We start from the raw sequence: 21,728 nt of genomic DNA, 5'->3' as shown, positions 1-21,728 counted from the left end.
GAACTTCCTCACGATTACGAAACGAGGGAGCCTAGCCCACCGGTCTTGCGGGCAGCCAAGGATTATTCGCGTGCAAGTCCGCCGTGGGCGGCACGTACAGTGACGGAGCCGCACTCCGTCGTACGGCCGGCCCCGGTGAACAGCGCGATCGAGGTGGCAGTGTTTTATGGGGCGTACGAGGTGAATCGCCCGACATCGGACAAGGGGTCCCGGAAAGCATGAGCGACGAGCCGAAGAGCGAGGGCGGGGAAAGCAGGCCCGGAACGGGGCCGGGCACCGGCCCGGCGGACGGTTCCGCAGACCGTTCCGCTGACGGATCTGCCACCGGCCCCGGCGCCGGTGCGGACGCCTCCGGCAAGGACGACGCCGGTGCCGGTCCGGGCGATCCCGGTTCCGGTGCGGGCCCTGCCGACCCCGGGCCGGACGACGCCGGTTCCGGTCCAGGGACCCCCGACGCGGCCCCGGAGGCGGACGACGCAGTGCCGGACGCTCCGGCTCCGGCGGACGCCGACGTGGATGCGGGCGCCGCCCCCGACGCGGATGCGCACGTGGGCGTGGATGCGGACACGGACGTGGACGCCGAAGCCGCCTCCGACGCGGATGCGAACACCGAGGTGGACACCGCCCTCGACACCGCCCTCGAAACCGACACCGACGCCGACGCCGACACCGACGTGGATGCGGACACGGGCGTGGAAGCGGACGACGGTGCCGGTACTGACGGTGCCGACGCTGACGAGCCCGGTCCCGGTCCCGGTCCCGCTCCCGATGCGGGTGCGGACGCCGGTCCGGACGCGGACAGTGCCGGGTCCGCGGCACCCGAACCCGCTCCGGCTGCCGCGGACTCCGACTCGGGCGCGGACCCCGATGCGGACGCGGACACGGACGCGGACGCCCACGCCGCCGACGACGAAGTCGCACCCGCCCAGGAGTCCGCACCGGACCCCGGCCAGGCGAAGGACGCCCCGGAAGCCCCTGCCGCCGCCCCCGTGCCCGGTCCCCGCCCGGAGTCCGTCGTCCCCGTCCCCAGCTGGGCCGTCACCAGCGCCGCTCCATCTGCCGCTGCTCCCGCTTCCGCACCGGGCCCGGCTGCCCCTGCCGCCGGCGCGGACGCACCCTCCGGCCCCACCGCCGACCGCGATCCGGTGCCCGGCCGCGATCCGGTTCCGGGCCAGACCCCTGTTCCCGGCCAGGCCCCCGTCCCCGGCCCCCCGCCCCGCGTGGCGCCCGAGGCCGCGTCCGGCGCCTCCATGGGTTCCGGACGCAGGCCCAGGACGGGGCTCCGCCGGCTGATCCCGACCTGGCGCTGGGTGCTGGGCGGGGTGATGCTCGTACTCACACTCATCATCGGCGTGCTCGTCGCGGGATATCTGCTCGTGAGCATCCCCACGCCGAACAAGGCGGCAGCCGCCCAGACCAACGTCTTCCTCTACTCCGACGGCAGTCAGATCGCCCGGGACGGTGAGATCAACCGGGAGAACATTCATCTCGCCCAGGTCCCCAAGGCCACACAGGAAGCCGTACTGGCCGCGGAGGACCGGGAGTTCTTCGAAGAATCCGCAATCGACCCCAAAGCGATGATCCGTGCGGGCTGGAACATGCTCACAGGTGGCGGAAAACAGTCGGGTTCCACCATCACGCAGCAGTACGTCAAGAACTACTACCTCGATCAGGACCAGACTCTGACCCGTAAGGCGAAAGAGTTCTTCATCGCCCTGAAACTCGACAGCCAGGTCAGCAAGAGCGACATCCTCGAGGGCTACCTCAACACCAGCTACTTCGGACGCAACGCCTACGGAATCCAGGCCGCCGCCCACGCGTACTACGGCAAGGACATCTCCGACATCACCCCCGCAGAAGGCGCCTACCTCGCCGCCCTCGTCAACTCTCCCAACGCCTACGACACCCAGGCGCATCCGGAGAACCGCAGACGGGCCGTCGCCCGCTGGCACTACGTGGTCGACGGCATGGTCAAGACGGGCTCGATGACGCAAGGGGAGAGCGAGAAGCTGAAGTTCCCCGAGCCCAGCCCCGCCCGGCCCGCCACCGGCATGTCGGGCCAGCGCGGCTACCTCGTCGAAGCGGTCAAGAACTACCTCATCAGCAACGAGATCATCGACGAACGGCGGCTCGCCGCGGGCGGCTTCCGCATCACCACCACCCTCGACCCCGAGCGCCAGAAGGCCATGGGCGACGCGGTGGAGAAGCGGCTGATGTCGAAGCTGGACAAGGACCGCAAGGTCGACAAGTACGTGCGTGCGGGCGGCACTTCGGTGGACCCGAAGACCGGGAAGATCGTCGCCATGTACGGCGGCATCGACTACACCGAGCAGTTCGTCAACAACGCCACCCGCCGCGACTACCAGGTGGGCTCCACCTTCAAGCCCTTCATCTTCACCTCGGCCGTCCAGAACGGCTCCAGGACGCAGGACGGCCGTTCCATCACGGCCGGAACCGTCTACGACGGAACCAACAAGCGCGAAGTCGTCAGCGACGGCAACGGCACCGGCTACAAGCCGGAGAACGAGGACGAGAAGTCCTACGGGCAGATCCCCGTCTCCGAAGCCATGAACAAGTCCGTCAACTCCGTGTTCGCACAGATGGGCGTGGACGTCGGCCCGAAGACGGTCAAACGGACGGCCATCGACCTCGGCCTCCCCGCGCAGACCCCCAACATGCCCGAGGACGGCTCCATCGCCCTCGGCGTCGCCACCGCCTCCACCACCGACATGGCGCAGGCGTACGCGACCCTCGCCAACCACGGCAAGCGCGGCCACTACAGCCTCGTCGAGAAAGCCACCCGCGGCGGCGAGATCATCGAACTCCCCGCCCACGAACCCGTACGCGAAGTACCGCGCAACGCGGCGGACTCCACAACAGCCGTACTGCGCAAGGTCGTTCAGAGCGGCACAGGCATCGCCGCCCAGAGCGCGGGACGTCCCGCAGCGGGCAAGACCGGAACCGCCGAGGAGGACAAGGCCGCCTGGTTCGCCGGTTACACCCCCGAACTGGCCACCGTCATCAGCGTGATGGGCCAGAACTCGGAGACCGGCGAGCAGAAACCCCTCTACGGCGCGGCCGGTGTGCCACGCGTCAACGGCGGCGGCTTCCCCGCGGAGATCTGGGGCGACTACACCAAGGCCGCACTCGAAGGCGAACCCGTCCGCGACTTCGACCTCAAGACCACCGGCGGAGACATCCCCAGCGCCCCGCCCAGCGACCCCGGCACGTCCCAGCCCCCGGGCGACCCCGGCACGTCCGAACCGCCGACCGAGGGGCCCAGCGTCCCGCCCACCGACCCGGGACCGCCCAGCACGCCGCCCAGCGAACCGCCCACAGGACCCGGCACTCCGCCGACCGGCGGACTCGAAGGCGGCAACACCCAGGGCAACCAGGGCGGCGTCGACGGCGGCGACACCACAGGCGATCCGGGCGGCGAAAGCGGCTGGCAAGGCGGCAACACCCAGGGAGGGCAGGCCGCCGCCCGTACGGAACCCGACGAGGAGGAGCCCGCCCGGAGCTGGGACTGAACCGGCGGCCGGTCCGGCTGCCGGCCGACGCCCCCGAACGTGAACGGGCCGGCGCCGCGCTCCCCGCGCGCCGCCGGCCCAACGCCCTTGCGGGTTCTACAGATACAGCCCCGTGGAGTCCTGCGACCCCTGCAGCCGCTCCGCCGCCACCGCGTGCAGATCCCGCTCGCGCATCAGCGTGTAGGCCACACCCCGCACCTCGACCTCCGCCATGTCCTCGGGGTCGTAGAGCACACGGTCGCCCGGCTCCACCGTGCGGACGTTCTGCCCGACGGCGACCACCTCCGCCCAGGCCAGCCGACGTCCCACCGCCGCCGTCGCGGGAATCACGATCCCGCCCGAGGAGCGGCGCTCACCCTCCTCGATGTCCGTACGCACCAGCACACGGTCGTGCAGCATGCGGATCGGCAGCTTGTCGTGTTCCGGCATGCTCTTCGTGGCCGCGTCGGCTTTCGTGCCGGGGCCCGCATGACCGGTAGGCGTCTCGGAACTCACGTCTAGACCGTATATCAGCGCTTCAGCCGCGCCGACGCCGAGCCGAGAGAGCGAACAGCCCGCCGACGAGCGTCACAGCGACGATCACGACCGGGACGACGCGCTCCAGCCGGGGCGAACCCTTCTCGTCGACGAACGTGGCCCGCACGTCCGCCACGGCCCTGTTGACCGCCACATAGGCACGCCCCGCCGTCCTGTCCACCGCCGCGGCGGCCTTGTCCCTGGCGTCCCCCGCGATCGTCCTGGGGTGCACGCGCACGGCGATCTCATCAAGCGTCGCCGCGAGTTCGCGCCGCCTGTTGAGGATGTCCGCCTCGATGTCCGCGGGAGTCCTGGCATTCGACACCGCGCTGCCTCCGTCGCTCGTCCGTCGCTCGATCCGTCACCTGTCCGGCCAACACCGGCCGGGCCCGCGTCAGTCGGCCGCCGGGGGGACCTCAGGGACAGGTACGCCCTTCCGCGTTCCCCGAACCGGCCCGGCCGAACGGACAGGGCCAGGCGGACAGTCTGTCAGCTCGGCCCGCCCGGCGCCCCGCGGCACCCCCGGCGACGAACTCCTCCGGCTACGCTCGGGCGGACGACGCAGACACAAGGAGCACAGATGAGTGAGCGACTTCAGCCCGGCGACGCGGCCCCCGACTTCTCCCTCCCGGACGCCGACGGCAACACGGTCTCACTCGCCGACCGCAAGGGCCGCAAGGTCATCGTCTACTTCTACCCGGCCGCTTCGACCCCCGGCTGCACCAAGCAGGCCTGCGACTTCACCGACAACCTGGAGCTCCTCGCCACCGCCGGCTACGACGTCATCGGCGTCTCCCCCGACAAGCCCGAGAAGCTCGCCAGGTTCCGGGACAAGGAGAACCTGAAGGTCACGCTCGTCGGCGACCCGTCGAAGGAGACGATGGAGGCGTACGGCGCGTTCGGCGAGAAGAAGCTCTACGGCAAGACGGTCACCGGCGTCATCCGCTCCACCGTCATCGTGGGCGAGGACGGCGCTGTGCGGCAGGCGATGTACAACGTCAAGGCCACCGGGCACGTCGCCAAGCTCATCAAGGACCTGAAGATCTGACCTCGGGCCCGGCACGGGCGGCGGGCGGGCGCGGCGCGGGGCGGGTGCCCGGGGCCGGGGGACCGCCTGGATGCCCTGAACGGCGTAACCGGGGTCGCCCCCGGTCGTTGTCCTGTGCGAGGCCGCGACGGGTTTCCGAATACGTGGGGGTGTGCGGTACCCGCGCGGCCGCCAGGGGGCGGGACGGCGGCGGGGCGGCAGCGCGGTGGCGAAGTACACGAAGGAACAACTGGCCGAGGCGGTCAAGGCGTCTGCGACACTCTCCGACGCGATCCGCAGACTCGGAGTGGAACCGACCCGTGGCCGGCGTGACTACGTTCGAGGGCTTCTGAAGCGTTGGAGCATCGACGCCGGCCACCTGCGCTCGGCTTACCTGCGGCACTCAGATCAAGATCTCCGTGCGGCCGCTTCCGCGTCCTCGAGCGTGGCCGAGGTCGTGCGCCGCCTGGGGCTGCACCCCGTCGGGGGTAATCAGGCGCACATCGGTCGGCGCCTGGCCGACTCGGACATCGACACGTCGCACTTCACTTCCAGCGGCGCACACCGCAACGCAAGGCCGACTCTCTCTTTGCTCTCGCTGGGTTGCCCGGATCAAGGACGCGTCCCTGGCGTGCGGCTGCGCAAAGCCCTGCTGCGGACGGGCATACCTGAGAAGTGTGCGGAGTGCGGAACGGGGCCTGTGTGGAACGACAAGCCGCTCAGACTCGAAGTCGACCACGTCAACGGGGAGTGGTGGGACAACCGTCGTAGCAACCTCCGGCTTCTGTGCCCCAACTGCCATGCCGTCACCGACACGTATCGCGGCAGAAAGAAGCGTTCGGCGGATGAGGAGGACAGCTGTGGCTCAGGTGGTGAGGCGCTATACCCGGGAGAGACTGGAGCGGGCCGCCACTGAATCGACGAGCGCCGTGGACATGCTGGGGCGGCTCGGTCAACCGCTCGCGGCAGGGCCTCTGCGCTATCTCCGCAGGCGACTCGCGCACTACGCGATCGACACGACCCACTTCGTCGAGGAGGCGTTGCCACGCCGCCCCCGTCAGCGGTACACGCGGGAGATGTTGGCCGAGGCCGCAGCTCACGCGGACTCGCTCGCCGGAGTGATGGAGAATCTGGGCGTCGTCCCGTACGACAGTGCGTATCGCCATATTGCGAAGCGCTTGGAGCACTTCGGTATCGACACCTCCCATTTCGGGGCCGCGTTGAATGAAGCGGACCTGCGGGGGGCTGTCGCGGAATCCTCGAGCGTCGCAGGGACGATGAGGGCGCTGGGGTTGCATCCCTCGGGAGCCGCGCGGAGTCGGGTGAAGCACGCCATCCAGACGCTCGGCGTCCCGACCACCCACTTCACCGGGCAGGGGCATTGCCGTGGCCGTCCGGCGCGTAACCGCCGAACTGCGGATGACGTTCTGCGAAAGCTTCCCGAAGGCGCTCCCCGTACACGTCGGCTGGTACTGCACCGGGCAATGCAGGAGAAGGGCGTGGCCTACGAGTGCGCGACCTGCGGCACGGGGGATCAGTGGCGAGGAAAGCGCTTGGTTCTGGAGATGGACCACGTCAACGGAGACCGTGGCGACAACCGCCTCGGCAATCTTCGATATCTGTGCCCTTCATGCCACAGCCAGACGCCGACTTTCGCACGTCCCCTGAAGCGTCACCCGACGCCTCAGGGGACGGATGAGAGCCAGTAGAGTGTGCGCATTGGGCTCGTACTCCAGCGGCTAGAGAGTGCCGGTTTAGGTCCGGTATGTCGTGGGTTCGAATCCCACCGGGCCCACTCTTGTCCGTTTCGCCTCTTTCAGCCCAGCAGGTCCCGTACCACCGGTGCCAGGGCGCGGAAGGCGCGGCCGCGGTGGCTGATGGCGTTCTTCTCCTCCGGGGTCAGCTCGGCGCACGTCCGGGTTTCGCCGTCGGGTTGGAGGACCGGGTCGTAGCCGAAGCCGCCCGTGCCGGCGGGCGTGTGCCGGAGAGTGCCGGTGAGGCGGCCCTCGGCGACGCGTTCGGTGCCGTCGGGCAGGGCGAGGGCCGCGGCGCAGGCGAAGTACGCTCCGCGGTGCTCGACGGCGATGTCGGAGATCTGGGCGAGGAGCAGGTCGAGGTTGGCCTTGTCGTCGCCGTGGCGTCCCGCCCAGCGGGCGGAGAAGATGCCGGGGGCGCCGCCGAGGATGTCGACGCAGAGGCCGGAGTCGTCGGCGATGGCCGGCAGTGCGGTGGCGTGGGCGAGGGTGCGGGCCTTGAGGAGAGCGTTCTCGGCGAAGGTCACGCCGGTCTCCTTGACGTCGGGGATCTCTGGGAAGGCGTCTGCTCCCACCAGTTCGAGGTCGAGGCCCTCGGCGGTGAGGATCGCCTGGAGCTCGGTGACCTTGTGGGGGTTCCGGGTGGCGAGGACGAGGCGGCCGGGGCGGGGGTCGGTGCTGCTGCTCATGTGCTCGATTATCCAGGGGCGCGGGCGGGACGGGCCGGGCAGGCGAGAGGTAGGCGGCGGGCAAGCGGCCAGGCAGGCAGGCGCGCGGGCAAGCGGCTGGGCAGGCAGCCCGGCAGCCCGGCAGGACGGGCCGGACGGACAGAGGCGGCTCGCGGCGGCTTCGCGCTATTGTCGTACGGGCAGGCCGAGTTCGCGTCGCCCTGCGTTCCGGCCCGCATACGGAGGAGAGGAGGCTGAGCGTGGTTCACAGGACTGTGAGCGCTTGGCGCATGTACCTCTCCGCGTTGCTTCTCTCCCTCGTGGGTTTCCTGTTCACCGAGGCCGGGCTGAGCACCGCGCTGACTGCCGCGGCGACGGTCGCCGCGGTGGTGCTCGTGTGCCGGACGATTGTTGACGCCGCTGTTCCGGCCGCGCCGCGGGTGCCGCCGGGCCGGGTGCGTACGGCGATCCGGGACCGGGAGCGGCGTACGGCGTTCCTGCCGCAGCGCGATCCGGATGCCGCGGGGCGTCCGCGTCCTCGAGCGCCGGGCCGCCGGAGTCCGACGGCCGCGTAGCGCGCTCCTTCTCGGTCCGGTTGCTTCGCCGGGTCTTCGCGCAGCCTGTGTCCGGGGTTCCTGTGCTGTCCTCCGGAGACTCCCGCCGACCGGATGTCGACTCCGTCGACTTCGCCGGTCTCGTCGGCTGCGCCGACTCCGGTGCCGGTGCCTGCTGTTGAGCTTCTCCCTTCTTCCTGCGCGGCTCGTCACGCCGATCTCCGCCGCCGGTCCTGTACGGCCGGCCGAGGTGACACCGATCCGGTACGACGAGATCCCGTGGAGGGTTCAGCATGTCTTTCCTCAGTTCTTTTGTGGCGCAGTTGTCCGAGGGGCTCGCCCCGTTCTTCGGGGCCTCCTCGACGGCTGCCGCCATCGTGGTGTTCACGTTGTGTGTGCGGCTGGTGCTGCATCCGCTGGCGCGTGCCGCTGTACGGGGCGAGCGGGTGCGGGCGCGGCTCGCTCCGCAGATGGCGGAGTTGCAGCGCAAGTACGGGAGGGACCCGGAGCGTCTGCGGCGTGCGGTGGGGGAGTTGCAGGCGAGGGAGGGGGCATCGCCGGTGGCGGGATGTCTGCCGATGCTGTTGCAGCTGCCGGTCTTCTTCGCGATGTACCACCTCTTCACCCGTGACGGCGCTCTGCTCGGTGAGACCTTGCTGGGTGCTCCGCTGGGCGGGCGCTGGCTGGACGCTCTGGGGGCGGGGGGTCTCCTCGGGGGGCACGGTCTGGTGTACGTGGGGTTGTTCGTCGTGGTCGCGGCTGTGGCGACGTGGACGTACGTGCGTACGCGGAGGCTGACGGCCGAAGGGGCGGAAGCTGCGGGCGGTGCCGGGCGGTCTGGTTCCGTGCGGTCGGGTTCCGGGCGGTCCGGTTCCGTGACGGCCGGGAGGAGTGCGGCGGGGGGCCGGTCGGTGCCGGTGCCGGCGCCGGGGTCGGCGGCGATGGTCCGTCTGCTTCCGCTGCTGTCCTTCGGCACGCTGGTGACCGTCGCGGTCGTGCCGCTCGCTGCCGGGCTGTACGTGGTGACGAGCACGACGTGGACGGCGGTGGAGCGTGCGGCGCTGGGGGCCGGCCGGCAGGCGGACGGTCCGGCCGGGCGCCCGTCGGCCGGGTCGCGGTCCACTACGTGAACACGGGGTTGTGGATCTGAACTCCGTCTTGGAGGATCGGCCGCTCCTTTTGCGACAGGCCGGTGGCCGGTGGCTCGCGGCCACCGGGCTCCGCGCAAGTGCTCAACTCCGGGAGTAGATCTTGAAGCTGCTGCGGGTCGGACCGGCGGGTGCCGAGCGCCCGGCGCTGCTGGACGAGTCCGGTGTCCTTCGGGACCTGTCGGCCGTCGTGGGCGACATCGACGGTGAGCTGCTCGGCGACGGCGCGGCGCTCGCGCGGGTACGTGAGGCGGCCGGTGCCGGTGAGCTGCCCGCGCTGGATCCGGCGGGGCTGCGCATCGGTCCGCCGGTGGCCGGGATCGGCAAGGTCGTGTGCATCGGGCTGAACTACCACGATCACGCCCGTGAGACGGGTGGTGCGGTCCCGGAGGAGCCGATCCTGTTCATGAAGGCTCCGGACACCGTCGTCGGCGCGTACGACGACGTACTGGTGCCGCGAGGCAGCCGGAAGACCGACTGGGAGGTGGAGCTGGCGGTCGTGATCGGCCGTACGGCCCGCTATCTCTCGTCGGACGAGGAGGCGTCGGCGGCGGTGGCCGGATACGCCGTCTCCAACGATGTCTCGGAGCGTGCCTTCCAGTTGGAGCGCGGCGGGCAGTGGGACAAGGGGAAGAACTGCGAGACGTTCAATCCGCTGGGGCCGTGGCTTGTGACGGCTGACGAGGTCCCCGATCCGCAGGCGCTGGGCCTGAGGCTGTGGGTGAACGGTGAGCCGAAACAGGACGGCACGACGGCCGAGCAGATCTTCCCGGTTCTCGAAGTGGTGCGGTATCTCAGTCAGTTCATGACGCTGCGGCCCGGTGACGTCGTCAACACGGGCACCCCCGCGGGGGTCGCCATGGGGGCGCCGGAGCCGAAGCCGTATCTGCGGGCGGGCGACGTGGTGGAGCTGGAGATCGACGGACTGGGGCGTCAGCGCCAGGAGTTGCGGGACGCCTGAGGCTGTCGCGCCCTCGGGGCCGTGCGGTGTCCGCCGGGGCCTGGGCCACGATCCGTGGCCGGGGCTGGGCGCGCCGAGCCACCGGACCGGCCCGGCGTGCGGGGCCGCCGGGCCTCCGCGGGCATCGCGCGCCGATGCCTGCGGGCCTCTTTCTCCGGTTGCCGGACTGCCGTGCCCTCAGGCCAGGTTGGTCGTGATCACGCGTGCCTCGCGTGCCGAGGTCCGTGCCGCTTCCAGCACCCGGATCGTCGCGACGGCCTCGTGTGCCGTGACGGGCGGCGGAGCGCCCTCACGCAGGGCGGTGACGATCCCGGCGTAGTACGCGGGGTAGTCGCCGTCGAGCGTGGGAACGGGCCGCCGCGCTTCGAGGTCGCCGAGTGTCCCCCAGGCGGACTCCGGTTCCACGCCCCACCGTTGGCCGGGTGCCGGCCGGGCGCCTTCGCGGAGGGCGGCTTCCTGCGGGTCGAGTCCGTCCTTCACGTAGGCGGCTTCGCTGCCCAGCACCCTGAAGCGCGGCCCGAGTTGGGCGGTCACGGCGCTCACCCACAGGTGGGAGCGGACGCCGTCGGCGTGGGTGAGGGCGATGAACGTGTCGTCGTCGGCCTCGGCTCCGGGGCGCCGGACGTCGGATTCGGCGTAGACGGCGATGGCGGGGCCGAAGAGGGTCAGTGCCTGGTCGACGAGGTGGCTGCCCAAGTCGTAGAGGAGACCGCCCACTTCGGCGGGGTCGCCGGACTCCCGCCAGCCGCCCTTGGGTTCGGGCCGCCAGCGCTCGTAGCGGGACTCGAAGCGCCGGACTTCGCTGCCCAGGGCCCCGTCGGCGAGGAGCGCCCGGACGGTACGGAAGTCGTTGTCCCAGCGGCGGTTGTGGAACGTGGAGAGCATGAGGTTGCGTTCGGCCGCGAGGGAGGCGAGCTGCTGGGCCTCGGCGGAGGTCCTCGCGAGCGGCTTGTCGACGACGACGGGGAGACCGGCTTCGAGCGCCTGCCGCGCCAGTGTGTAGTGCGTGCGGTTGGGGGAGGCGATGACGACGAGGTCGAGTGCGTGGGCGCGGGCGAAGAGTTCGTCGGTCGTGGCGAGCGTGCGCATGGAGGAGCCGTGCTCTGCGTGCACCTGCGCGCGCCGTTCGGGGTGCGCGGTGACGACGGTGTCCAGCGTGAGGCCCTCGGTGGAGGCGATGAGGGGCGCGTGGAAGACGGAGCCCGCCAGGCCGTAGCCGATGAGTCCGACGCGGAGGGGAGGGGGAGCGGCTTCTTCCGTACGGTCCATGCGGGACACTTTCGCAACGCGGTTGCGTAAGTGCAAGCCGTGCGGACAATGACGTCATGACCAGTGAACCCGCCATGAACAGCGGAAGCGAACTCGTCGTGCCGTACGGGACGAGCGCGGCCCGCGTCCTGGGTCTGCTGCGCATCGCAGGCCAGGAGGGGGCGAGCCGCAGTGAACTGGCCGTGCGTACGGGTCTGACACCGCAGGCCGTCAGCAAGATCACGGCGCGTCTGCGGTCGCACGGGCTGGTCACGGAGGCGGGCAGACGTGCCTCGACCGGGGGCAAACCGAGCACCGTCCTCAGGCTGGCGCCCGGTGCACGGCACGCGGTGGGCATACAGCTGGACCGGGACCATCTGATGGCTGTGCTCGTCGACCTGTCGGGCGGTGTGGTCGCGGGCCGCACGGCTCCGCTCGATCTGGGTGCGGGAGCGGAGACGGTGCTCGAGGCGGTCGAGTCCGCGGTGCACGGACTCATCGGCGTGGGCCTGCCCGCCCTGGGGTCGGGTGCGGGGGCCCGTACCGCCGCGAGCGCGGAGGAGGCCGCGGGCGGTGAGCTGTGGCAGCAGGCGTCGGAGGGGGAGGTGTGGACCGGCCCCCGTCCGGTGGGGGATGCCGCACAGGTGCCGGACGAGGAGGCGTCGGGCCGCGAGATGCGGCAGGCGGTTTCGGAGGAGGGCGAGCTGTGGGCCGACACGGGACGGGAGGCGCGTTCGGACGCGCAGCGGGAGCCCGGATCGGCCGCCCGGGCCGGGACGGAGGCGGAGGAACTCTCGGACGAGGCGGTTCCGCGTGGGGGCGAGGAGGGCGCCGCCGAGGGCGGGGACGCCGCAGCCGCCGGCGGCACCGGTGCCGAGGCGACGGGGGTCGGTGGGCGCTGGGGAAGCGTCCTCGGTGTGGGTGTCGCCGCTCCCGGCCCGCTGGACCACTTCCGCGGGGTGCTGCAGCACGTCACCGGCTTCCCCGGTTGGGCGGGCTATCCGCTCCGCGACGAGCTCGCGCGGCGGCTGGGCATGCCGGTGGTCGTCGACAAGGACACCAATGCCGCCGCACTCGGACTGGCGCTGCGCGGCAAGGAGACTCTCGCCTACCTCCACCTCGGTACGGGGCTGGGCGCCGGCCTCGTGCTGGAGGGCCGGCTCCACAGGGGCAAGCGCACCGGCGCGGGCGAGTTCGGCCACCAGGTGCTTCAGCTGGACGGACCGCCGTGCCGGTGCGGGAAACGCGGATGCGCGGAGGCGCTCTGCCTGGAGGCGGTACGGCGCGGTGACACGGGGGAGGCGGCGCGGATTCTCGGGGTGGCCGCCGCCAACCTGGTCGGTCTGCTCGACCTCGACCGGCTGCTGCTGGGCGGCCGTACGGTGCTGGCCGAACCGCATGCGTACGTCGACGGCGTCACGGCGCAGCTGCGGGGCGTGCGGGGAGCCGGAGTCCGCCCGGCCGGCCGGCCGGGTGCGGGTTCCGGCGCGGCGTCCGGAGCGGTTCCGGTCGAGCTCGTACCGGAAGGGGCGCGCACGGTCGCGGACGGTGCGGCGCAGCTGGTCCTGGCCCCCCTCTTCGGCAGGGCTCCGGGGGCCCTCCCGGCCGTCCCCGGACCCTCGTGAAGCCGTAGGCTGAACGGGCCGCACCCGGTCGGACCGTGTGCGGGCTCCACGAAAGGCAGAACCGACTCCGGCGGGAGCAGCAGGTGGCAGAGCGCAAGCCGATCGAGTCATGGCTGACCGACATGGACGGGGTGCTGATGCACGAGGGCGTCCCGGTGCCGGGCGCCGAGGCGTTCCTCAAGCGGCTGAAGGAGTCCGGGCGGCCCTTTCTCGTCCTGACGAACAACTCCATCTACACGCCGCGCGATCTGCATGCCCGGCTGGGCCGGATCGGCCTGGACGTGCCGACGGAGAACATCTGGACGTCGGCTCTGGCGACGGCGCAGTTCCTCGACGACCAGAGGCCCGGCGGCACGGCGTACGCCATCGGGGAGGCGGGGCTGACGACAGCGCTGCACGACATCGGCTACGTCCTCTCGGACGCGGAACCCGACTACGTGGTGCTGGGGGAGACCCGTACGTACAGCTTCGAGTCGCTGACGAAGGCGATCCGGCTGATCAACGAGGGCGCGAGGTTCATCGCGACCAACCCCGACGAGACAGGGCCCTCGGCGGAGGGGGTGCTTCCGGCGACGGGTTCGGTGGCGGCGCTCATCACGAGGGCGACAGGTCAGGAGCCGTACTTCGTCGGCAAGCCCAACCCGCTGATGATGCGGGCCGGCCTGAACGCCATCGGGGCGCACTCCGAGACGTCCGCGATGATCGGCGACCGGATGGACACCGACGTAAGGGCGGGCATGGAAGCGGGACTTGAGACGTTCCTCGTGCTGACGGGCCTCACCCAGCCGCACGAGATCGACCGGTTCCCGTACCGGGCGTCGAAGGTCGTCGACTCCATCGCGGATCTGGTCGACCGGGTCTGAGGGACCGCATCCGTCGGGCCGTGCATCCGTCCGGCCGTGCATCCGTGCATCCGTGCAGCCGTCCGGTGCGGCGACGGCGTCCGTCGTTTCGATGTCCGTCCCCGGTACGGGTGTTGCACGGCACCCGGCACAGCAGCCTGTCGCGCAGGGGGAGTCCGCTGCCGGAACGGGTCTGGAACAGCCGGGTAACGTCGGGTTGAGAGCGCCGCGAGCCGTGGGGGCGCTGTGACACGATGTGCGATCCGGTCGTGGTGACTGCCCGGTCGACGCACCAAGGGGGAGTGGATGTACGGCAGCGACAGCGAACGTCTCCGGCAGGGAGCCGGCGCGTCCGGCGACGGCGGGCGGCGCGCTGCTGTTCGTTCCCGGCTCGCCGTGGGCGGGGTCTGCGTCCTGACGGCGGCGCTGCTCGCCGGATGCTCCTCGGACTCCGGTTCCGGGCAGGACGGCGAGGCGGGCGGTGACGGCGGCGGCCTGAGCCAGAGGCCGAAGTCGGTCACGCCCTACTGGGTGGACCCCAAGAGCAACGCCGCGCAGCAGGCCGACACCTACAGCAAGGACGGCAAGGCCGAACAGGCCGCGCAGATGCGGAAGATCGCGGAGCAGCCGGTCGCCGAGTGGATCGGCACGGAAGATCCGGGCGGCCAGACCCGCAAGGTCGTGGGGGCCGCCGCGAAGGCGGACCGTGAGGCGCTGCTTGTGCTCTACAATCTGCCGCACCGCGACTGCGGTCAGTACTCCAAGGGCGGTGCGCCGAGCGCGGGTGCCTACCGGGCCTGGCTCGACCAGGTGGTCAAGGGCATCGGGAAGCGCGCGGCGACGGTGATCGTCGAGCCTGACGCGATTCCGCACGTGCTGATGGAGGGGTGCACCCCCGCCGAGTTCCAGCCGGAGCGCTTCCAGCTCCTCAGCGAGGCCGTCGGCAAGCTCAAGAGCCTGCCGCGCACGAGGGTCTACCTGGACGCGGGCAACCCCGACTGGGTGCGGGACCCGGGCGGCCTCGTCGAGCCGATGAAGCGGGCCGGCATCGACAAGGCCGACGGCTTCTCGCTCAACGTCTCCAACTACCAGACGACGAAGTCGAACGCGGCGTACGGCAGGAAGTTCTCGCCGATGGTCGGCAACAAGCCGTTCGTCATCGACACCAGCCGCAACGGCAACGGTCCGGTCGCGGGCGCCGGTGCCGACGAAGAGGCGTGGTGCAACCCGCCGGGCCGGGCCCTGGGTGAGGCCCCGACGACGAAGACCGGCGACGAGCGGATCGACGGCTATCTGTGGATCAAGCGGCCGGGTGAGTCGGACGGCGAGTGCAAGGGCGGGCCGAAGGCGGGCCAGTGGTGGCCGAAGTACGCACTGGGCCTGGTACGCAACAAGGGCTGAGGTCTCCGCTCAGGGGGAGTCCGAGGGGCGCCGGCGACCGGGCCGCGGGGTTCTCGCACTGCAGGCCCGCGCCGAACGGCGCGGGCCTGCAGCGTGTGACGCGTCAGATGATGCGTCAGTTGTTGGTGGGCGCCGTCTCTTCGGCGTCGGCGGTCTTCGTCGACTCCGTGCGGTCACCGCGGATGTGAGCGAGGAACGAGTCGAGTTCCCGCTTGACGACCGGGGCGAGCAGGTACAGGCCGATGATGTTGAAGACTGCCAGCATGAAGAGCACGGCGTCGGCCATGCTGATCAGGGTTTCGAGGGAGAGCATGGAGCCCGCCACCGCGAAGACGCTGTAGATGATCTTGAAGGTGGTCTCGCTGGCCTTGCTCTTCCCGAAGAGGTAGGACCAGGCCTTGAGTCCGTAGTAACCCCAGGTCAGCACGGTGGAGAAAGCGAACAGCAGCACCGCGACGGTCAGCAGGTTCGGGAACCAGGGCAGCACCGTCCCGAAGGCGTCGGAGGTGATGGTGACGCCCTCGACCTCCTTGCCCTCGCCCGCGGCGGCCCAGCTGTCCGGCCGGGCGATCACGATGGTCAGCGCGGTCATGGTGCAGATGATGACCGTGTCGATGAACGGTTCGAGCAGTGCGACGAGACCCTCGCTGGCGGGGTGCTTGGTCTTGACCGCCGAGTGGGCGATGGGGGCCGACCCGAGGCCCGCCTCGTTGGAGAACGCCGCCCGCTGGAAGCCGATGATGAGGGCGCCGATGACACCGCCCGCCACGCCTTCGGCCTCGAACGCGCCCTTGATGATCTCGGCGATCGCGTCGGGCACCTGTCCCGCGTTGACGAGGATGACGGTCAGGCAGGCCAGGACGTACATGATGGCCATGGCCGGGACGAGACGGCTGGTGACCGAGGCGATGGACTTGATCCCGCCGAGGAGGACGAGGCCGACCAGCGCGGCGATCAGCAGACCGAAGAAGAGCGCGCCGCCCGAGGAGCCCAGCAGCCCGTCCTCGCCGCCCGTGGTGGCCGCGAGCTGCGCGTAGCTCTGGTTGACCTGGAAGAGGTTGCCGCCGAAGAGCCCGAAGAAGAGGATCATGGCGGAGGCGAGACCCGCCAGGACGGAGCCGAAGACCTTCCCACGCCGGCCGAAGCGCTCGGCGAGGCCCTTGGGCAGGTAGTGCATGGGCCCGCCGGAGACCGTGCCGTCGGCGTGCTCCTCACGGTATTTGACGCCCAGGGTGACCTCGACGAACTTGGTGGCCATGCCGAGGAGGCCGCAGAGGATCATCCAGAACGTGGCTCCGGCGCCGCCGATGCTGACGGCCACGGCGACACCGGCGATGTTGCCGAGGCCCACTGTTCCGGACACCGCCGCAGTGAGTGCCTGGAAGTGGTTGACCTCGCCGACCGAACCGCTCTCGTCGTGCTTACCGCGCACGACCTGGAGGGCCAGGCCGAACTTCCGGAACTGAACGACGCCGAACCACACGGTGAACACGAGTCCGGCGACCACGAGCCAGGCCACGATGAGTGGCAGCTCCGTCCCGGCCACGGGCACCGCGTAGAAGACCACTTCGCTCAACCAGGTGGCGACCGGGTCGAAGAGGTCGTTCACGGCCTTGTCGAAGTCTTGCGTCATTGAGTCGAGTGACATGGGCCACCTTTGGCAAGTAGAGCGGAAGCACAGGATGGGTACGCACTCCGTCCGGCCGGACGGGCCGAGCGCAGCGCTGTTCCGACTCCCTGTGGCCACCTCGTGGGGCAGGGGCAAAGGCCGGGCAAAAGTCGGGTTGCCCGTTCATATCACGGACAGCGACCGATGCAAGTGGCCTGGAGCACACGAATCCCGTCGGCAGCGCGATGTCGCCCGACCGTTATCGGCGCTTGAGGTTCCTTTGAGGGGCGGCTGAAGTGGTCTATGTCCTGATAAAGGCCGGAGAGTGGACAGGAGTCGGCCCGCGCGGGCGGGGATGCCGGAGCAGTCGAGGTGCGAGGTTCCGGTCACGTACAGTAATCCGCTGTCCAGGGCGCAGCACCGCGGCATCTCGCACCGTGCCGGGCGCCGCCGGGACCGGCGGACGCCCGGCCCTCGCCTCCGTGAGCCCCTCCGCAGGCGAGCCCCTCCGCAGGCGAGCCCTGCCGACGGTCGCCCCGCATACGCCTGCTCCCGTCGGCGTCGCCGCCGGCGGGAGCAGGGAGAAGCGCGAGGCTTTACGGCGAGAGCGGCGTCGTCGTGGGCGCCTGGGCCGTGGCGGTCCTGGGGACCTTCAGCCACACCGACTTCGAGGGGACTCCCTTGCCGTCCACGGCTGTCACCATCCACCAGCCGGGCGGGACGAGCGAGGGGTCCTCGGGTATCTCGGCGGTCACCCCGTCCGCGGTCTTCTCGAAGTCGAGTGCCACGGAGGACTGTTCGACGTTGGTGACGTGCGTGAAGGAGCTCGGCCGGATGAGGCGCATCTTCTTGATCTTGCCCGCGTCCTTCGACTTGAAGGAGACCGATTCTCCGAGCCGCACCGTCCGGGCGTTCCGCTCAGCCAGGCCCGCGTGCGCCAACTCCGGCCGCTCGCCCTTCTGGTGGAGATAGGACGGGGTGTAGATGTCGATCTGCTGCTCGAACTTGCCGGGCTTGGTGTTGGCCTTGTCGGAGAAGAGGGAGTCCGAGCCGAAGGTCATCACCCGCCCGTCGGGCAGCAGCAGCGCCCCCGAGTGGTAGTTGCGGCCGACGAGGGGGTCGGCGACGCTCTTCTTCGTGTTGCTCTCCGGGTCGTACACCTCGGCCTTGAGGACGTTGCTCTCGCTGCGTCCGCGGTAGTCGCCGGAGCCGTTGGTCGTCAGCACGGTGTCGTCGGGCAGGACGACGCTGCTGGGGTAGCGGGACTTGGCGTACAGGTCCGGGCCGTTCTGGAAGCGCGGAGAGTCCTCGCGCAGATCCACGATGCGGGTCTTCTCGGTGGCCTTCTTCGACTCGCCCACGCCGCCGCCGCCGAGCACCATGAACTTGCGGCTCTGGCTGGGCGGCAGCGGTACGGACATCGCGGTCTCCAGCGCGTCCGGGTCGCTCATCCCGGGAATCTTGCGGAATCCGTTGGTCTCGAGGTCCCACAGGCCGGGCGTACGGCCCTTGTCCGCGGGCCCGTAGCCGGCGTTGGCGCCGGAGTAGAAGATCTTGTTGTCGGACGTCAGATGCAGCGCCGGGTAGGTGGGGAAGAAGCGCTTCCGGGGCAGGAACTCCCACTTCTTGGTCTGCGGGTCGTAGATCTCGTTCTTGCCGGGGACGACCTGGCCGATGTCGTCCAGCCCCGAGACCGAGAGGACCTTGCCGTCCTCCAGGGTGGTCAGCGTCGGATACCAGCGCGCCTCGTGCATCGGGTCGACCTTGATGTAGCGCTCGGCCACGGGGTCGAACTCGTAGGTGTCCTTGATCCCCTGGAAGTCCTTCTTGTCGAAGGAGAGCTTCTGGGCGATGCCGTAGAGGTTCTTGCGGTCGGTCCCGCGCAGGCCGTGGATCCGGTAGTTGTCCTCGGTCCCGGTCTGGTGCTGCTTGCCCCTCCTGGCCGCCTCCACGTAGACGCGGGCGACGCTGGGGGAGACCTCGACCTGTCCCGTGACGGGGTCGGCCTTCTTCTTCGCACGCGGCACGAGGACGTTGTCCTTCGCCTCGAACGTCTTGCCGTTCTTGCGCCCCGTGAAGAGGGTGCCCGCCTTGAGGGTCTTGGCGCGGTCCGGGTTCTCGTTGTGGACGATCATGAGGCCGCCGGCCTTCTTCACGTCGCCGCCGAGCTTCTCGTAACGGCGTGTGCCGCCCGCGACCAGCAGTTTCCCGTCGGGCAGCTGGGTGTGTCCGGCGCAGAAGAGGTCGTTGGGCGTGGAGATGTTCTTGAAGGTGTTCTTCACCGGGTCCCACAGCACCGTACGGAACGTCTTCGCCTTGAACTGCTTGGCGTCGTTGCCGGAGCCGGCGACCAGCAGCACTTTGCCGGTGTGCAGCAGTGCGGCGTGGATCGTGTTGATCCGGTACTTCCGGGGCACGTCGACGGTCTTCCAGTGCCCGTTCTCCGCTTTGTACTCCGGCTTGTTGATCGTGTAGTCGTGGTACTGCTCCGAGGCGAGGTCGTAGAGCACGGGCCCGTTGAATCCCGCGATCACCATGACCACGGCCGCGCCTATCGCTGTCCGGCGCGTACGACGGCTCGGTCGGTACTTCATCTCTCACGTCCCCCAGGAGCGGTGTGCAGTGGTACGGGCTGCGTCGGCGTCGGGCCGGGTCCGGCGCTGCCGGGCGGCGGGAGCGGGCCGCCCTGCCGGTGCCGGTGCCTGCGCTGTTTCCGCTTCTTCTTCTCGGCACGCACCGTGACGCGCCAGCCGATGATCGGCGCCGCCGTGATCAGGAGCGCCAGCGCGGCCCAGGTGATCATGGCGGGGTGGTCGTGTCCGAGGTAGAAGGAACCGCCCAGCGAGCCGCCGAAGACGAGGATGAAGAAGAGGTGGATGCGGAAGGTGCCGAAGAGGGTGTCCGGGCTGGCGGAGTCGCCCTTCGGGGTCACCACGAACTTGCTCTTGCGCCGCAGCACCGTGTCGAAGAGGGAGCGCGCGTAGATCGGTGCGGAGAGCGCGGACATGAGCATCCCCGCGAGTCCGCCGGAGCCTTCGGGTTCGTGCGGGGAGACGTTGTGCCGCCGGTTCCAGATGTACAGGCCGATCTGCAGGGCGGAGGCGTTGCCGTACAACGCCATCCAGACCGTCGGGTCGATCTGCACACCGGACGCGCCCAGGCCCAGGAAGAGCGCACAACTCAGCGCGGCCAGGATCCAGTTGAGTGCCGAGATCGGGTAGAAGATCATCAGCATGGTGTAGTTGAAGAGCTTCCCCGGCGGCAGCGTGAAGACGCCACGCCAGTACTGCTTGAGTATCGTCTCGTACGTACCGCGTGACCAGCGCAGCTGCTGGGTGAAGAAGTCCGTCCACGCGTTGGGGCCCTCACCGACGGCGAGCACGTCCGGGGTGTAGACCGAGCGCCACTTGCGGCCCGTCTCGGGGTTCCTGGCCCGGTGCATCTCGAACCCGGTGGCCATGTCCTCGGTGATCGAGTCGTACAGCCCGCCGATGCCCTTGATGGCCTTGATGCGCACCGCGTTGCTGGTGCCCACGAACATGGGCGCGTCGTAGCGGTTCCCGGCCCGCTGGATGAGGGCGTGGAAGAGGAACTGCTGGCTCTCGGCGGCCTTGGTGACGAAGTTGTCGTAGTTGCCGTACACCTGCGGGCCGATGACGAAGCCGACGTCCGGGTCCCGGAAGTAGCCGAGCATCCGCTCCAGGTAGTTGGGCAGCGGCACGTGGTCGGTGTCGACGGAGGCGAAGTAGTCGTAGTTGTCGCCGTGCGCGGCGAGCCAGGCGTTGTAGTTGCCGTGCTTGGTCTTCGCCCGGTGCGGGCCCTTCTTCTTGTTCCACCGGGCGACGCCCTTGCGGGTGAAGTGGTGCACGCCCAGCCGGCGGCAGACCTCCTTCACCTCGGGGTCGTCGCCCTCGTCCAGCAGCCAGATGTGCAGCAGGCCCCTGTGGCGGATCTTCACCGCCGCCTCGAGCGTCTTCGTCACCATCTCGATCGGTTCCTTGCCGGGAACGAAGGAGGTGAGGAAGGCGACGCGGGTGCCGGACTCGGGCACCACGGGTATGGGGTCCCTCGCGACGAGCGTCGCGTGCGCGTTGGAGAGGACGTTGAGCGTACGGAAGAGCTCGATCAGGCCGATCGAGACCAGCATGACGATGTCGAGCTTGAGCACGAGGTCGGAGACGGCGCCGTCGTCGCGCTGCGTCCAGTGCTGCGGCTGCATGAGCCAGAACAGCAGTCCCGCCGACAGGAGCGGTGCGAGACCGAGGAGAAAGGCGGCCCTGAACCGGTGCGGTTCGTCGGCGAGCAGGCTGCGGTACTTGACGCGGTAGGGCTTGTCCGGGGCGGGCTGGGTGAGCGGACCGGCGAGACGGCTGTAGTGCTCGTAGTCGTAGCGCGGCAGCTCTTTTGGCGCCCAGCGAAGTCCACGGCCGAGTGTGTCGCGGGCCTTCTGACGCATGTGGCGGGGTATTCGCAGCTGCGTCGTCCGCGTCGGGTCGTCGTCGGCCGAGTGCCCCGGCTCCGGCTGTCCGCCGTCCCTTGTCGAGGTCATGGGTCCGTCCCCCTGAACGCAGCAGTCTGCGTGTGCTCGTGCTTCCCGCGTCCCTCCCCGCGGCCCCGGGCGCGGCAGGCGTCGGCTGCTTCGTACTGAGACTGCGTGCGGACGACCCCCGGTTCCGTGTGACCGGTTTCCGGTTCGTCGTCCGAACGGATTTTCAGGCCCGGCTGTGGGTGAGCCAGTCCCCGCCGCCCTTGGATCGCCGGGCTGCACGGACGGTCGGAGACGTGCGTAGGTTCTCCGACTCCCGCCCCGAACGCAAGGGCGAAAAGGGAAAGTTCGTCCCCATG

16 protein-coding genes, 1 tRNA gene and 1 pseudogene are annotated in these 21,728 nt (G+C 70.0%); 11 read left to right on the top strand and 7 right to left on the bottom strand.

The annotated features are described in order from the left end of the window. Nucleotides 1-218 precede the first annotated feature (218 nt). Entirely contained in the window at nucleotides 219-3,530 is a 3,312-nt protein-coding gene (locus ACFPA8_RS26135) for a transglycosylase domain-containing protein (protein ID WP_386452463.1), read from the top strand. 96 nt (nucleotides 3,531-3,626) lie between these two features. Here ACFPA8_RS26135 and ACFPA8_RS26130 read toward each other — a convergent pair whose 3' ends face one another. Next, nucleotides 3,627-3,959: a GroES family chaperonin gene (locus ACFPA8_RS26130; RefSeq protein ID WP_045866686.1), complete on the bottom strand. Its 333-nt coding sequence runs from the start codon at nucleotides 3,957-3,959 to the stop codon at nucleotides 3,627-3,629. An 88-nt stretch (nucleotides 3,960-4,047) separates the two neighbouring features. Continuing rightward, nucleotides 4,048-4,371 (bottom strand): DUF3618 domain-containing protein, encoded by a 324-nt coding sequence (locus ACFPA8_RS26125; protein WP_386452462.1) that lies wholly within the window; start codon nucleotides 4,369-4,371, stop codon nucleotides 4,048-4,050. 255 nt (nucleotides 4,372-4,626) lie between these two features. Between ACFPA8_RS26125 and bcp the strand changes: the two genes are divergently transcribed. The 3 genes from bcp to ACFPA8_RS26110 all read left to right on the top strand — a co-directional run bounded on the left by bcp (nucleotide 4,627) and on the right by ACFPA8_RS26110 (nucleotide 6,868). Then, on the top strand, nucleotides 4,627-5,094 hold the full coding sequence (gene bcp, locus ACFPA8_RS26120; RefSeq protein ID WP_386452460.1) for a thioredoxin-dependent thiol peroxidase: 468 nt from the start codon (nucleotides 4,627-4,629) through the stop codon (nucleotides 5,092-5,094). Nucleotides 5,095-5,933: 839 nt separating this feature from the next. Continuing rightward, the gene (locus tag ACFPA8_RS26115; protein WP_386452459.1) at nucleotides 5,934-6,782 is read left to right on the top strand and encodes an HNH endonuclease; all 849 of its coding nucleotides are present in this window, start codon (nucleotides 5,934-5,936) and stop codon (nucleotides 6,780-6,782) included. A gap of 12 nt (nucleotides 6,783-6,794) precedes the next feature. Further along, a tRNA-Leu gene (locus ACFPA8_RS26110) sits at nucleotides 6,795-6,868 on the top strand. 21 nt (nucleotides 6,869-6,889) lie between these two features. Here the strand turns inward: ACFPA8_RS26110 and rdgB are convergent. Next, complete coding sequence (gene rdgB, locus ACFPA8_RS26105; RefSeq protein ID WP_386452457.1) at nucleotides 6,890-7,516, bottom strand: RdgB/HAM1 family non-canonical purine NTP pyrophosphatase; 627 nt, start codon at nucleotides 7,514-7,516, stop codon at nucleotides 6,890-6,892. Nucleotides 7,517-7,785: 269 nt separating this feature from the next. Between rdgB and ACFPA8_RS26100 the strand changes: the two genes are divergently transcribed. The 3 genes from ACFPA8_RS26100 (at nucleotide 7,786) to ACFPA8_RS26090 (ending at nucleotide 10,158) form a co-directional block, all read left to right on the top strand. Beyond that, nucleotides 7,786-8,070: a DUF6412 domain-containing protein gene (locus ACFPA8_RS26100; RefSeq protein ID WP_386452637.1), complete on the top strand. Its 285-nt coding sequence runs from the start codon at nucleotides 7,786-7,788 to the stop codon at nucleotides 8,068-8,070. Nucleotides 8,071-8,342: 272 nt separating this feature from the next. Continuing rightward, nucleotides 8,343-9,179, top strand: coding sequence for a YidC/Oxa1 family membrane protein insertase (locus tag ACFPA8_RS26095; RefSeq protein WP_386452455.1), 837 nt, complete (start codon nucleotides 8,343-8,345; stop codon nucleotides 9,177-9,179). A gap of 121 nt (nucleotides 9,180-9,300) precedes the next feature. After that, nucleotides 9,301-10,158, top strand: coding sequence for a fumarylacetoacetate hydrolase family protein (locus ACFPA8_RS26090; RefSeq protein WP_386452453.1), 858 nt, complete (start codon nucleotides 9,301-9,303; stop codon nucleotides 10,156-10,158). A gap of 177 nt (nucleotides 10,159-10,335) precedes the next feature. Here ACFPA8_RS26090 and ACFPA8_RS26085 read toward each other — a convergent pair whose 3' ends face one another. Then, a complete protein-coding gene (locus ACFPA8_RS26085; RefSeq protein ID WP_386452452.1) occupies nucleotides 10,336-11,427 on the bottom strand; it encodes a Gfo/Idh/MocA family protein in 1,092 nt (363 codons plus the stop codon). 56 nt (nucleotides 11,428-11,483) lie between these two features. Here ACFPA8_RS26085 and ACFPA8_RS27675 point away from each other — a divergent pair. The 4 genes and pseudogenes from ACFPA8_RS27675 to ACFPA8_RS26070 all read left to right on the top strand — a co-directional run. Beyond that, nucleotides 11,484-11,624: pseudogene (locus ACFPA8_RS27675) on the top strand (hypothetical protein); the annotation flags it as partial. A gap of 162 nt (nucleotides 11,625-11,786) precedes the next feature. Next, nucleotides 11,787-13,031, top strand: a complete 1,245-nt coding sequence (locus tag ACFPA8_RS26080) for an ROK family protein (RefSeq protein ID WP_417801328.1) — start codon at nucleotides 11,787-11,789, stop codon at nucleotides 13,029-13,031. A gap of 83 nt (nucleotides 13,032-13,114) precedes the next feature. Beyond that, nucleotides 13,115-13,894: an HAD-IIA family hydrolase gene (locus ACFPA8_RS26075; protein ID WP_386452449.1), complete on the top strand. Its 780-nt coding sequence runs from the start codon at nucleotides 13,115-13,117 to the stop codon at nucleotides 13,892-13,894. Between the two features lie 285 nt (nucleotides 13,895-14,179). Beyond that, nucleotides 14,180-15,274, top strand: coding sequence for a glycoside hydrolase family 6 protein (locus ACFPA8_RS26070; RefSeq protein WP_386452447.1), 1,095 nt, complete (start codon nucleotides 14,180-14,182; stop codon nucleotides 15,272-15,274). A 115-nt stretch (nucleotides 15,275-15,389) separates the two neighbouring features. Here the strand turns inward: ACFPA8_RS26070 and ACFPA8_RS26065 are convergent, their stop codons facing one another. The 3 genes from ACFPA8_RS26065 to ACFPA8_RS26055 form a co-directional block, all read right to left on the bottom strand. Continuing rightward, nucleotides 15,390-16,922 (bottom strand): alanine/glycine:cation symporter family protein, encoded by a 1,533-nt coding sequence (locus ACFPA8_RS26065; RefSeq protein WP_386452445.1) that lies wholly within the window; start codon nucleotides 16,920-16,922, stop codon nucleotides 15,390-15,392. 557 nt (nucleotides 16,923-17,479) lie between these two features. Beyond that, a complete protein-coding gene (gene glxA / locus ACFPA8_RS26060; RefSeq protein WP_386452443.1) occupies nucleotides 17,480-19,477 on the bottom strand; it encodes a radical copper oxidase GlxA in 1,998 nt (665 codons plus the stop codon). Beyond that, a complete protein-coding gene (locus tag ACFPA8_RS26055; protein ID WP_386452441.1) occupies nucleotides 19,474-21,432 on the bottom strand; it encodes a glycosyltransferase family 2 protein in 1,959 nt (652 codons plus the stop codon). The genes glxA and ACFPA8_RS26055 overlap by 4 nt, the downstream gene beginning before the upstream one ends. Between the last annotated feature and the right edge of the window lie 296 nt (nucleotides 21,433-21,728).

It is taken from the genome of Streptomyces ovatisporus, from assembly GCF_042653885.1.
GTDB classification, from domain to species: domain Bacteria; phylum Actinomycetota; class Actinomycetes; order Streptomycetales; family Streptomycetaceae; genus Streptomyces; species Streptomyces ovatisporus.
The sequence above is the reverse complement of the archived record's forward strand: the minus strand, read 5'-3'. Positions and strand labels throughout refer to the sequence as shown.